The organism is Sphingomonas gellani (assembly GCF_900110035.1).
In the GTDB taxonomy this organism is placed as follows: Bacteria; Pseudomonadota; Alphaproteobacteria; order Sphingomonadales; family Sphingomonadaceae; genus Sphingomonas; species Sphingomonas gellani.
In genome coordinates, this window is record NZ_FOCF01000002.1 from 372,859 (window position 1) to 385,546 (window position 12,688).

A 12,688-nucleotide genomic window follows, 5' to 3' on the forward strand; every position below is an offset into this window, starting at 1 on the left:
CGTATCAGATGACCGGAAGGGCAAGCGCATGGCGCGCCCTGAGAGTCTTCATTTGTCGACGCAGTGCGTCCGCCGCGTCCGTCAACTCTCCCCCGGCAATTGCCCGAACGGCAACAGGCGCGCCGCGAGCGACTTGGTCGCATCCGTGTTGCCGGCCCGTGCCGGGACCAGCACCTGTGTCGCGGCGCGCTGCAGGATGCGGTCCAGCACCGTCGGAGTTCCGGCCTTCGCAGCATCCTCCGCCAGCGCACGCCCGCGCTGATCGCTCGGGTCCATCTGCAACCGCAACAGGGCGGCCAGCCCGGAGAACAGCGCGCGATTGCCGCCCAGCGCGACCGCCCGGTCGAGCGCGGCATAGCCCGCAGGCTGCTGCGCACCCAGCGCGGCGCGCCCGACCAGCCTGCCCAACCGATACACCGCGCCGATGTGCCACGCGCCCAGCGCCAGTTGCGCCTCCGCGTTGCGGGGATCGCGCCTGACCAGCGCCTCGAACTGCTTGCGCGCCTGTACCGCCTCCGTCCGGCTACCCGTCAGCTTGGCGCGATATCCAAGCGCCGTCGCCTGCATCAGTTCCGCCTCGGCGTCACCGGGCTCGTCGCGCACCTCTATCGAAGCGGCACGAAAGGCGGTGTTGATCCGCCCCAGCGCGGCCGACTTGTCCCGATCGACGAAGGACGCGCGGGTCAGCAACTCACGCGGGGTTTCGGCCTGGGCGGTCGCGGTCGACAGGGCCAACACCGTCGCGGCCATGCCGCACCATCCCGCCGCGTTCACCCTCAACCCCTTGCTCCTGCCCAGACGATCATGATTAGCCTCCGGAAACGCGTGCCATGCCAGCGGGTTGCGTGACAAATGGTTGCGCGCCCGCCAGCCTCATCACGATCTCCCACTCTTCCGCCGTCAGGGGCGCGACCGACAGGCGCGGCTGGCGCAGCATGGCCATGCCGGTGAGCGCGGGCGTCGCCTTCATCGTCGCCAGCGCGACCGGGCGGGGCAGTGCCGTCACCGGCTCGACCCGCACTGAAACCCAGCGATCGTCCTGCCCGTCCGGCCGCGCGGCGCGAGCGATCACCGCCAAACCGACAACGGCGCGGGCCTCGCCGCTATGGTAGATCAGCGCCTCGTCACCGACTGCCATCGCCCTCAGATGACCCGCGGCGGCAGCGTTGCGCACGCCGTCCCACTCGGTCCCGCCGTCCCGAACCAGGTCATCCCAGCCATAGCTCGCAGGTTCGCTCTTAAACAGCCAGCGGCCCATCCCATTTCCCCTAAACGCCGGGTTAACGCCCCATTCCGGCCTTATTCAGCCCGACTCGATCAAAAAGCGCAACACGCTCGCACTCTTGTGCGTTGTCTCGGAGCGGACCGGGCGTTGTTGTTAGGAGGTTCGAGATGAACGGTTTTCTGAAAAAGGCAGGGTTGGGCGTGGCACTCGCCGCGACGGCGATGGCGGCTGCGGCACCCGCCGACGCACAGCGCTGGGGTGGTGGTTACCGCCATTATCATCGCGGCGGCGGCAATGTCGCGGCGGGCGCCCTGCTCGGCGGCATCGTTGGGCTGGGTCTGGGCGCGGCGATCGCCAACGACAATCGTGGCCGCTACTATGATCGCGGCTATTATTACGATGCGCCGCCACGCGTCGTGTATCGCGAGCGCTATTACGCGCCGCCGCCCCCGCCGCCCGTCGTGGTCGAAGAGCGCTATTACCCGCGTAGTTACTACCGTGACTATGATCCCGGCTATTACGGCTATTGAGGCGGCGTCCTCCTGAACGAAACGGCATCGGGCACCCGCCCGGTGCCGTTTTTTTTGTGGCCCGACCTGCGCAGCGGCGGCTAAGCCCGGATCATGACCGATACTCCTCCCGATCGCCTTTCGATCAATCCGCGCAGCCCCTTCTTCAACCAGGCCCTGCTGGAGCGGGGCGTCGGCATCCGGTTCAAGGGGGCCGAGCGGCGCGACGTGGAGGAATATTCGATCTCCGAAGGGTGGATCCGCGTCGCGCTCGGCAAGAAGGTCGATCGCAACGGTCAGCCGCTGACGATCAAGCTGATCGGCCCTGTCGAGGCATGGTTCGAGCGGTCTGCCGACGCGGAGGAACAGCCGACGGCAGAATGACGCCGACCCACTGACACACGCCGCCCGAGTTGAGCGGCGGCGCATTGGAACGGCCGTGTGGGATCGCCCGCGCGGCCGTTTTGCGTTTAACGGCCACCGCGAACCGCAGGGGGCTTGATCCACGTTAGCCGCTTCCCATCTTCCGCGATTTATTTTCCGTCGCCCGCGCCCTGTTTGTTTTTCAAGCGTTTCCGCCGGAGGAGCAGCAGCATTGTCGTCTCCGCTTGTTCCTTGCACGCCCTTGGCGCTGCCGGGCGTGCAAGCCTGGCTTCGGAGCTTTTGGTCCAACCTTAGGAGTAGGGGAAGGATTATGACGGAAAGCGATCAACTGGTTCGCACGTTCGACGATCGCGCCAGGCGGCGTGAAGGGCGGCGCGACATGTTCCGCATGTTTCTGGGCGCGGCGGCCGTAGGCGGTGCATTCGCCTATTCCTCCGCGGCAAGCGCACAGTCTGCGCCCAGCGAAGCGGACGTACTGAACTTCGCCCTCAACCTCGAATACCTCGAGGCGAACTTCTATTATTACGCGGCATTCGGCACGCCGATCCCGACCGCCTCGATCGGCAGCGGCGGCGTTCCCGCCAACTCGCTGTCGCTGAACGCCGGCGCGCGTCAGGTGCGCTTTTCCGACCCATTGGTGGCGCAATATGCGCGAGAGATCGCGCAGGACGAGTTGGCGCACGTCAACTTCCTGCGGAGCGCCCTAAAGGACTCGGCGGTGAACCAGCCGCAGATCGACGTCGGCATCACGCCCAATGGTGCGTTCAGCAGCGCGGCCCGCGCCGCCGGATTCATCGCGGACTCGGGCAATCCGGCGACGCAGACCAGCTTCTTCGACGCTTATGCCAACGACCTGTCGTTCCTCTACGCGGCCTTCATCTTCGAGGATGTCGGCGTGACGGCGTACAAGGGCTCCTCGTCGCTGCTCATCAACAACAAGACGTATATCGACGCGGCGGCCGGCATCCTCGCGGCGGAAGCGTATCACGCGTCCATCATCCGCACGACCATCGACCAGATGGGCAACAATCCCGGCCTGAAGGCGTCGACCATTCGCGGCGACACCGAGCTGGTCTCCAACGCCCGCGATAGCCTGGACGGCTCCAGCGACCTCGACCAGGGCATCGCCCAGTCGACGACCGCGATCGGCGTCACCTCCAACATCGCGCCGACCGACAGCAACGGCATCGCCTACAGCCGCTCGGCGCAGCAGGTACTGAACGTCGTGTATCTGAACAAGGCGGCGGTCACGGCGGGCGGGTTCTTCCCGATGGGCGTCAACGGCAACATCAAGACCAGCGCCAACAACGCCTGATCCAGCAGAGGGGATTTATCATGATCGATCGTGAAACCTTGATCGAGGTGCTGGAACTCGGCGAAAAGCGCCGTGCGGCACGTCGGCGCTTCCTGAAGGCGGCGGGCGCTGCCTCCATCGCCATCGGCGGCTCGTCCTTGCTCGCGGCATGCAACGACGACGATGACGACGACAACACGCCTGCCCCGACGCCCACGCCGACCCCGGCGCCGCTGGCGGACGCTGACGTCCTCAACTTCGCGCTGAACCTCGAATATCTGGAGGCGAACTACTACATCGCCGCCGCAACGGGCTCGCCGCTGAACGGTACCCTTCGCACCGGCACCGGCACGCAGGGCGACGTGGTCGGCGGGCGAGCGGTGACCTTCACCGATCCGACGGTCGCCTCTTACGCGCGCGAGATCGCCGCCGACGAGAACGAGCATGTCGTGTTCCTGCGCTCCCAGCTGGGCGCGTCGGCTGTGGCCATGCCGCAGATCAACATCGACGGCGGCGCGTCGGGCGCGTTCACCGCGGCTGCTCGCGCGGCAGGGGTGGTCACCGCGACCGGTACGTTCGACCCGTATGCGTCGGACGACAACTGGCTGCTCGGTGGAATGCTGCTCTCCGACGTGGGCGTGACCGCGTACAAGGGATCGGCCCAGTTGCTGACCAACGCCACCATCCTGGAGGCGGCGGCCGGCATCCTGGCGACCGAGGCGTACCATTCCGGCCTGATCCGGACGTTGCTCTATCGTCGCGGTCTCGCCACGCCGTCGCTCAGGACCAATGCGGGCCTGATCTCCGACGCGCGCGACAGCCTGGATGGCCCGACCAACCTTGACGAGGGCATCGTCGGCGATGCGAACACGTCCAACATCGTGCCCGCCGACAGCAACGGCATCGTCTTCGGGCGGACCGCTGCGCAGGTGCTGAACATCGCCTATCTGAACAAGGCGGCGGTGACCTCGGGCGGGTTCTTCCCGGCCGGCACCAACGGCAACATCAAGACGAGCGGCGCCAACGGCTGATCGCTGATCGAATGAGAAGGGGCCGCGCTTCACCCGAAGCGCGGCCCTTTTTTTGTGCCGCCGGCGCCCGGCGCCGTCGATCAGTGAACGAAGCGCGCCACCACGTCGCGATAGCTGCGGCTGACCTTCACCGTGTCGCCGGAATTCAGCACCAGGAAGCACTCGCCATTGGTGTGCGGCTTGACCTGCTTGACCAGATCCAGGTTGACGATGGTCGAACGGTGGACACGCTGGAACCGGCGCGGGTCCAGGCGCTTTTCCAGATCCTTCATCGTCTCGCGCAGGACCAGCGAGTTCTCGCCGCTCTTGATGACCATGTAATCGCCGGCCGCCTCGATCAGCTCGATCGTGTCGACATCTACTCGGAAGATCTGGCCGCGATCCTTGATGTTGATCATCTTCTCGAACCGGTTGGCCGCCACCGCGTCGCCGCTGCCGCCGCCATCGGCCAGGTCGGCCGCCGCATCCGGCGCGACCTCCGCCAGCACTTCCTTCAGCTTGTCGGCTTCCTGACTGCCGCGCCGTTCCGACAGGCGTTGGCGCACACGTTCCAGCGTGTCGGCCAGCCGGCTCTCCTCGACCGGCTTCATCAGGTAATCGACCGCCTGCGCCTCGAACGCGCGCAGGGCATGGTCGGAATAGGCGGTGACGAACACGAACAAGGGCGGCTCGACGTCCATCAGCCCCTGCACCACGGAAAACCCGTCGAAACCGGGCATCTGGATGTCCAGAAACACCAGGTCCGGCTTGTGCGTCTTGATCGCGCTGATCGCCTCGCGCCCGTTCTGGCACCGCGCGATGATCTCGACATCGTCGAACGGCTGGAGCCGCAGCTCCAACCCCTGGATCGCCAGCGGTTCGTCGTCGACCAGGATGGTACGGATGGTCATGAAACCTCTCTGTTGACGTCCTCGAGCTGGAACGGGATCTCGATTTCCACCGAGAACCCGCCCTCGGGTCGGGACCGAGTATCCAGTCGCTGGTCCGCGCCATAAGCCTGGACCAATCGCTCCCGTATATTGGCAAGCCCGACGCCGGTTGAAAGGCTTGGCGCGATCCGCATTTCGTTCAAGCCCGGCCCGGTGTCCGTCACGGCGATCTGCACCCGATCTCCGGCGAGCCGCGCGCGCAGGCAGATTTCGGCGCCGTCCTCCTGCGGCGTGACCGCATATTTGATCGCATTCTCGACCAGCGGTTGCAGCAGCAGGGAGGGCAGGCGGGCCCGCTCCGCGCGCGGATCGATATCGAAGACCGGGCGCAACCGGTCCTCGAACCGCATCTTCTCGATCTCCAGGTACAGCTTCAGCGTTTCCACCTCTTGCGCGACGGTCACATGGGCGGTCGGTTCGTTGGCCAGCGTGTAGCGCAGGAACGAGGACAGACGGCTCAGCATCGCATTGGCCCGTTCCGTCTGCTTCAGCAGCACCAGGGTCGAGATGGAATTGAGCGTGTTGAACAGGAAATGCGGGTTCAACTGATAGCGCAGCATCGCGAGCTGTGCGGAGGAGGCCTGCGTCTCCAGATGCTGCATCTGGTCGATCTGTTCCTCGACGATCAGGTAGAAATTGATGCCGAAATACAGCGCCGACCACCCCGCGATGACCGTGAACGCGACGTATATCGTGCCGAGCAGGTTGGTCAGCGACACGCCCGGCGCCGCGTTGCGGATCAGGGAAAAGCTGAACGCGTCGATGAACGCATATAGCAGCGTCGCGACGCCCAGCGTCACGACCGTCAGCAACAGGCCGGCGACGCGGGGCAGCGTGCGGTAATAGCCGTACAGCGCCGACAGCAGCAGCGTCAGGCAGTACCCCACGATCGCCTCGATCACGATCGGGATGATCGCATCCAGGGTCAGGCCGTTGGAGATGGCGGACGCGCCGCGCAGCACCAGATAGCCTGTCCAGCCGGCGGCCTGCAGCGTCCAGAAGGCGCGGCTCTTGTTCTCGAAGAACGGGCGCACGGACAGCGGCGGGCGGGCGGCGGCGGTGTGGGGAGAAGCGGGCTGGGTGGCCATGGTCTGCCCTCTACACCGCCGCGCGGCCGCGCAAAAGCGCCCGCGGACGCCACCTGCGGAAGGTCGCGGAGCGGCGCAACCTCCCGCCCGCTGGAGCGCTTAGCCGGAGATCAAGGACAAAGAGGACGCCGCATGACCGATCCGCGCATCACCATCGATCCCGCCAGCCTGTTCGACAATGTCGACGAACGACAGGTCGAATTCTCGGGCGACGCCGACAGCGACCGGTACCGCTTCGCCCTGCGCTACGACGTGGTGGAGGCGCTCGCCGGTACCGTCCCGCAGGATGGCGACGCCGTCGCGCAGGTGCGCCAACACCTGCCCCGCATCGAACCCCTCGCCGCCCGCGCCCTGGCCCGCGACTATGACCAGGACTTGGTGGTGATCAGCGAGAACGACCTGGCCTGACCCATGCGAAAAGGGCCGCCGTCCGATCTGGACGGCGGCCCCTTCATAGGCTGCGTTGGATGGCGGCTCAGAAGGTGAGGCGCGCGCCGATCCGGATCGAGTACAGCGACTGGTTGACGTAGACCTGGTCGGTCGGCGTCGTGAAGCTGGTCGTGCCACCGAGCGGCGAGTAGCGATACTGGTTGCAAGCCTGCCCGACGTTGGCGGTGGTCTGCGCCGCCGTCGGCGTCGCGCCCGTCGCAACCGGGGTGGTCAGGCACTGCACCTGGGTCACGGCTGCGTTGTACGGGAAAGTGTACTCGCGCAGCTGCCCCCACTTCTTGTTGATGAAGTTGGTGAAGTTCTCGATGTCGGCGAACACCTGCAGGCGTGAGCCGAACACTCCAGTCGGCACTTCCTGGGCGACGTGCAGGTCGAGGCGGGTGAACCACTTCGAATTGAACGCATTTCGCGGCGCGATCTTGCCGCGATACTTGCCCAGGCCCGACGCGTCGATGAACGCATTCACGGCATCCTGGTACGCCACGCTGCTGTACGACACGAGCGGGTCGTTCACGGTCGGCACGTACATCAGGTAGCGTTGACCACCGGTGCCGGTCGCCGTGCTCCGACCCGTCGTCCCGAAGATCGCCGAGCGAGGATTGCCGCCCGAGGGCTGATAATCCTGGAACGTGTAGGAGAACGGATGGCCGATCCGCGTCTCGCCGAACAGGCCGATCTGCGTCTTGGCATTGCCGAAGAACGCATGATCGAAGTTCACGCCGTACTTGAAGAAGTACTTAACCTGATCGTTCGAGATTCCATAGGCGACATTGTTCGGGTCGACAAAGGCGCCGTTTGAATAGTTCGAACCCGCCGTCGACGACGTTGCCGGCGCCTGATCCTTCACGTCCTGGTAGGTGAAGCTGCCGTTGATGTGCAGCCCGAAGTCCCAGGACTTGTCCAGTCGGGCTACAGCGATATAGGCGCGGCCCTTCTTCGTGTTGGTCAGCAGGATGTCGGTGTTCGTGTTGGTGCTGGTCGCGCCGTCGATGACGTTGGCATAACGCTGGCGGCCATCCGGTGTCAGCGACCCGGCGATAGGCTGCGAACGGATGTCGGTGAAGTACACCTGGTTACGGACGTCCGAATACAGGAAGTCGGCACCGAAGATCCAGTTGTCGCCCAGCGGCCCCAGATTGGCGGTGTATTCGCCCGAGATGGTCGCGCGCCACTGCGACGGCACCTTGAAGTGCGGGTCCAGCGCGTTGACCGTGGCGTTGGTCGCAACCGTGGCGTTGCCCAGCGTCGTGTTGACGGCCGCCGGGATGGACGTGCCGGTCACGCCGTTCAGCGCCGCATTGCCGACCGCGATCTGCGTCGCGGCCGGGGTGCCGCCTGGGAAGCCGTTGAACCCGGTGGCCGTGCGGGTGATCGACAGCGAGTTGGTCAGCACGCCCGTGTTGGAGAAGCTGTTGGAGACGTAGACGTCGGGCGTTCCACCACCGAAGATGCCGCCGCCGCCGCGGATCGACAGGCGTTGTGCCGGCTTCCAGTCAAAGCCGGCGCGCGGCTGGAACAGGTTGAAACCGGAGATATTGGTGTTGTTGCCGCCGATCGTCAGGCGCTCGCCGTTGACGATCGCGCCATTGGCATAACGGTTGAGATAGGGGGTGCTCAGCGCCGGCTGGTCATGCATCGCGTACAGGTCGTAACGCGCGCCATAGCTGAAGGTCAGCGTGGGCGTGACGCGCCAGTTGTCCATGATGCCGAAGGTGAAGCTCTGGTACCCGAACTTCGCCGCTGCGTCGTCCGGATTGAACGCCTGGTTGCCGCTCGAGTCGCGGACGATCGAGTTGCCATAGGCGATGCTGTTCGCGCGACCCGCCTGAAAGTCGGCGATCGAGTCGAAATAATAGCTGCCGGCGCTGTTCTGCAGGAACGAGTTGAAGATCGACACGTCCTGGATCTCGGTGAAGATCCGCAGGTCGTGGCCGTTCATCGTCAGGCGCCCCTGCAACAGGCCGCCCCAGGTTTCCGTGTAGAGCTGGTTGGTCTGGCGCGAGGAGTCCGGACCGAATGAGACCACGGCATCCGTGCCCGTCTCACCCGCCTGGCTTGCCTCGCAACCCGTCAGCGAGCCCAGCGAGGTCGGGTTGGTGCAGACGCGGAACTGCGCGAACCCACGACCCAGCGTCGGCTCCTGGATGCGGGTGTAATGCTTGTAGAAGCCGCGTGCCTCGGTCGAGAAGCTGTCGCTCCAGTCGGAGTTCAACTGCACCACGCCCGTGTGCAGCCGGTTGCCCTGCGTATAGGCGTTCGAGGCGAGGCCGAGGCCCGGGCTGCCAGAAGTGATCGACGTGAACGTGTTGTTCAGCAGCGTGATCGCGTCGTTGGCGTAGGTGTAGGTCAGCGCCAGCCGCTGCGTGTCGGAAATGTTGGCGTCGATGCGGGCGACCACGCGGTCGTCCTTGTCGCCGAGCGAGCGCTGCACGCCGCCGGTGTCGTAGTTGTAGACGTTCTTGGCGATCGACGACACCTGATCGACCTGTGCCTGGGTCAGGTTCGGGATCGCGGCGCCGGCATTGTTGTCGATCGGACCTTCGGCGATCGGACGGCCACCGCGCAGGCGCTCGCCGGCAACCATGAAGAACAGCTTGTCCTTGATGATCGGGCCGGCCAGTTCCGCGCCATAGTTCTGGATCTTGAACTCAGGGACGGAGGTACGGCCGGTCGTGATCGCGGGACCAGGCTTGGTGCGCTTGCCGACCAGGTCGGAGTTGGTCAGCGCGTAGAAGCCGGTGCCGTGGAAATCGTTGGTGCCCGACTTCAGGATGATGTTGACGGCACCGCCCTGGAAATTGCCCTGACGCACGTCGAACGGGGCGACCTGCGCCTGGAACTGACCGATGGCATCATAGGGGATCGGCGAACGGCGGCTGGGCAGACCATCGGCGTTGAGGCCGAAATTGTCCGTGATCGGCACGCCGTCGACGGTGAAGCGGTTGTAGCGCGCGTTCTGGCCGGCGAAGGAGATGGCACGGCCGCCGGTGGGCGTGTCGTCCAGACGGGCGAACGGATCGCGACGTGACAGGTCGCGGATGTCGCGGTTGACCGATGCCACATTGGCGATGTCGGCGGCGCTGAGCACCGTCGCGGGACCCTGCGAGACCGAACGGGCATTGGGCAGACGCGATGCGGTGACCACGATGTCGCCAGCCGTGCCGGCGGCGTCCTCTGCGGTCAGCTCGATCGGCAGTTCATAAGCCTGTGCGACGACGGTGTTGATGTCGGTGATCTGGGTGCTGGAGAAACCTGCCGCAGTGATCGTGACGGTGTAGGGGCCGCCCGGGCGCAGGCCGCCCGCGGTGAACGTGCCGTTCGCGTCGGTCGTAGCGTTGGAGGTCGTGCCGCTCGGCACGTTGACGATCTGCACAGACGCGCCAGCGACCGGATTGCCGCCGGACATCACCGTGCCCCGGATCGTCGACGTCGTTTCCTGGGCGGAAGCCGCCATGGGAGCCACGAGCGCGACCGCCGCCGCCCCCATAAACAGGTAATTGCGCATCAAAAAAACCCCCTTGGAGCAGCTTGCTCAGCATCCGAGAATCTCTCCCGGTCCCGCGCCCCTTCGGAGTCCAATATTGCGGTTGCGTTACACATGCGACCGTTTGGTTCCGACTCCGCGTCGTTGTTTCCGCTGCGTTGCAAAATCGCAACGCCTCGCCCGTTCAACCCGACGCGGCGACGATCCCAGCCCACTCGGCCTCGTCGATGACGCGCACGCCCAACTCCGCCGCCTTCTTCAGCTTCGATCCCGCGCCGGGTCCGGCGACCACCAGGTCGGTCTTCGCCGACACCGATCCCGACACGCGCGCGCCCAGGCCCTCGGCCTGTGCCTTGGCCTCGTCGCGGCTCATCGTCTCCAGCGTGCCGGTGAACACCACCGCCTTGCCGCTCACTTCCGACGCGCGCGTTTCGGCGGCGAAGGGCAGGGGGTGGATTTCGCTCAGCAGGTCGCGCCACGCATCGCGGTTGTGTTCCTCGGCGAAGAAGTCGACCAGCGCCTCCGCCACGATCGGGCCGACGCCCTCCACCGCCTCGATCTCCGCCCGCGCCGCCGGGTCATCGCCCGCCGCCTCGGCGACCGCCGCGATCCGCTCCACCGTGCCGAACGCCTTCAACAAGTCGCGCGCGGTGATGGAGCCGACATGACGGATGCCGATGCCGAACAGGAACCGCACCGGGTCGGGGGCGCGCTTTTCCTCGATCGCGCGCAGCAGGTTCGCCGCCCACACCCGACCATCCTTCTTGCGCGGGGCGAGGCGTTCCTCGCTCAGGCGGAAGATGTCGGCGGGTGAGCCGATCAGGCCGTCGCGGAAGAAGTCCTCGATCTGCTTCGCGCCCAGCCCCGCAATGTCCATCGCCCCCCGGCTGACGAAATGGCGCAACCGCTCCACCCGCTGCGCCGGACAGATCAGCCCGCCGGTGCAGCGGATATCCACCTCGCCCTCCTCGGCCAGCGCCTCCGACCCGCATTCGGGGCAGTGCGTCGGAAACGTCCATGGCTCTCGCGCCTCGTCGCGCGTCAGGTTCTCCACGATCTGCGGGATCACGTCGCCCGCGCGTTGCAGCACGACCCGGTCGCCGGGCCTGACACCCAGCCGCGCGATCTCGTCGGCATTGTGCAGCGTCGCGTTGGTCACCACCACGCCGCCCACCGTCACCGGATGCAGGCGTGCGACCGGGGTCAGCTTGCCCGTCCGCCCGACCTGGATATCGATCCGCTCCAGATCGGTCTGCGCGCGCTCGGCCGGGAACTTGTGCGCCAGTCCCCAGCGCGGCGTGCGGCCGACGCTGCCCAGCCGCGACTGCCAGTCGATCCGATCGACCTTGTAGACGACGCCGTCGATGTCGAATGGCAGGTCCGCCCGTTCCGCCTCGATCCGGCGATATTGCGCCAGCGCATCGTCCACGGCCGCGCATCGTACCAGCAGGTCGGACACGGGCAGGCCCCAGCCAGCGATCCGCGCCATCGCGTCGAACTGCCCGTCCGCCACCGGCGCGCTCGTCTCGCCCCAGCCATGCGCCAGAAAGCGGAGCGGTCGGCCGGCCGTGACGCCCGGATCCTTCTGCCTCAGCGATCCAGCGGCGGCGTTGCGCGGGTTGGCGAACTGGCGCGCACCCTCGCCATCCTCCGCCAGCAGCCGGGCGTTGAGCGCGGCGAAGGCGTCCTTGGCCATATAGACCTCGCCCCGGATCTCCATCACCGCCGGCGCGTCGCCGGCCAGGGCCTGCGGTATGTCAGCGATGGTGCGGACATTCTCCGTCACATCCTCGCCCGTCGTCCCGTCGCCGCGGGTCAGCGCCTGCACCAGCCGCCCCTGCTCGTACCGCAGCGAACAGGACAGGCCGTCGATCTTCGGCTCCGCGGTCAGGGCGACAGGCTCGTCCTCCGCCAGTTTCAGGAAGCGGCGGACCCGCCCGACGAACTCCGCCACGTCCTCGTCGGCAAAGGCGTTGTCCAGGCTCAGCATCGGTCTCGCATGGCGCACCTTGGCCAGGTGTCCGGCGGGCGCGGCGCCGACTTGGCGGCTGGGCGTGTCCGCGCGGATCAGGTCGGGAAACGCCGCCTCGATCACCGCATTGCGCCGCACCAGCGCGTCGTAATCCGCATCCGAAATCTCCGGCGCGTCGTCGGTGTGGTACAGACGGTTGTGACGCCCGATTTCTGCGGCCAGCCTTTCCAGCTCGGCGGCGGCTTCGTCGGCGGTGGCGGGCAGCGTCGGGGTCATGGCCTTGCGGTTAGGGTAGGGCCGATGCGCTTCGCAAGAGATCGCG

11 protein-coding genes are annotated in these 12,688 nt (G+C 66.3%); 5 read left to right on the plus strand and 6 right to left on the minus strand.

Annotated features, from left to right (window positions below):
• Window positions 1-81 precede the first annotated feature (81 nt).
• Complete coding sequence (locus BMX37_RS06030) at window positions 82-774, minus strand: hypothetical protein (RefSeq protein ID WP_244501417.1); 693 nt, start codon at window positions 772-774, stop codon at window positions 82-84.
• Window positions 775-808: 34 nt separating this feature from the next.
• Window positions 809-1,258 carry an EVE domain-containing protein gene (locus BMX37_RS06035; RefSeq protein WP_093664568.1) on the minus strand — a complete coding sequence of 150 codons (450 nt, stop codon included), beginning with the start codon at window positions 1,256-1,258 and terminating at the stop codon, window positions 809-811.
• Window positions 1,259-1,392: 134 nt separating this feature from the next.
• On the opposite strand from BMX37_RS06035, the gene BMX37_RS06040 reads away from it, so the two are divergent.
• From BMX37_RS06040 to BMX37_RS06055, 4 genes are all read left to right on the plus strand, one after another.
• On the plus strand, window positions 1,393-1,755 hold the full coding sequence (locus BMX37_RS06040; protein WP_093664569.1) for a hypothetical protein: 363 nt from the start codon (window positions 1,393-1,395) through the stop codon (window positions 1,753-1,755).
• Between the two features lie 93 nt (window positions 1,756-1,848).
• Window positions 1,849-2,118, plus strand: a complete 270-nt coding sequence (locus BMX37_RS06045) for a DUF3297 family protein (protein ID WP_093664570.1) — start codon at window positions 1,849-1,851, stop codon at window positions 2,116-2,118.
• 310 nt (window positions 2,119-2,428) lie between these two features.
• Window positions 2,429-3,433 (plus strand): ferritin-like domain-containing protein, encoded by a 1,005-nt coding sequence (locus BMX37_RS06050; protein WP_093664571.1) that lies wholly within the window; start codon window positions 2,429-2,431, stop codon window positions 3,431-3,433.
• Window positions 3,434-3,453: 20 nt separating this feature from the next.
• The gene (locus tag BMX37_RS06055; RefSeq protein WP_093664572.1) at window positions 3,454-4,443 is read left to right on the plus strand and encodes a ferritin-like domain-containing protein; all 990 of its coding nucleotides are present in this window, start codon (window positions 3,454-3,456) and stop codon (window positions 4,441-4,443) included.
• Window positions 4,444-4,523: 80 nt separating this feature from the next.
• Here BMX37_RS06055 and BMX37_RS06060 read toward each other — a convergent pair whose 3' ends face one another.
• Together BMX37_RS06060 and BMX37_RS06065 are read right to left on the minus strand one after the other, a co-directional pair.
• Window positions 4,524-5,333 carry a LytR/AlgR family response regulator transcription factor gene (locus BMX37_RS06060; protein ID WP_093664573.1) on the minus strand — a complete coding sequence of 270 codons (810 nt, stop codon included), beginning with the start codon at window positions 5,331-5,333 and terminating at the stop codon, window positions 4,524-4,526.
• The gene (locus tag BMX37_RS06065) at window positions 5,330-6,460 is read right to left on the minus strand and encodes a sensor histidine kinase (protein WP_093664574.1); all 1,131 of its coding nucleotides are present in this window, start codon (window positions 6,458-6,460) and stop codon (window positions 5,330-5,332) included. The genes BMX37_RS06060 and BMX37_RS06065 overlap by 4 nt, the downstream gene beginning before the upstream one ends.
• A gap of 132 nt (window positions 6,461-6,592) precedes the next feature.
• On the opposite strand from BMX37_RS06065, the gene BMX37_RS06070 reads away from it, so the two are divergent.
• A complete protein-coding gene (locus tag BMX37_RS06070; protein ID WP_093664575.1) occupies window positions 6,593-6,868 on the plus strand; it encodes a hypothetical protein in 276 nt (91 codons plus the stop codon).
• A 67-nt stretch (window positions 6,869-6,935) separates the two neighbouring features.
• On the opposite strand, the gene BMX37_RS06075 is transcribed toward BMX37_RS06070, so the two are convergent.
• Both BMX37_RS06075 and ligA read right to left on the minus strand, forming a co-directional pair.
• Window positions 6,936-10,415, minus strand: coding sequence for a TonB-dependent receptor (locus BMX37_RS06075; RefSeq protein ID WP_093664576.1), 3,480 nt, complete (start codon window positions 10,413-10,415; stop codon window positions 6,936-6,938).
• A 163-nt stretch (window positions 10,416-10,578) separates the two neighbouring features.
• Window positions 10,579-12,642, minus strand: coding sequence for an NAD-dependent DNA ligase LigA (gene ligA / locus BMX37_RS06080; protein WP_093664577.1), 2,064 nt, complete (start codon window positions 12,640-12,642; stop codon window positions 10,579-10,581).
• Between the last annotated feature and the right edge of the window lie 46 nt (window positions 12,643-12,688).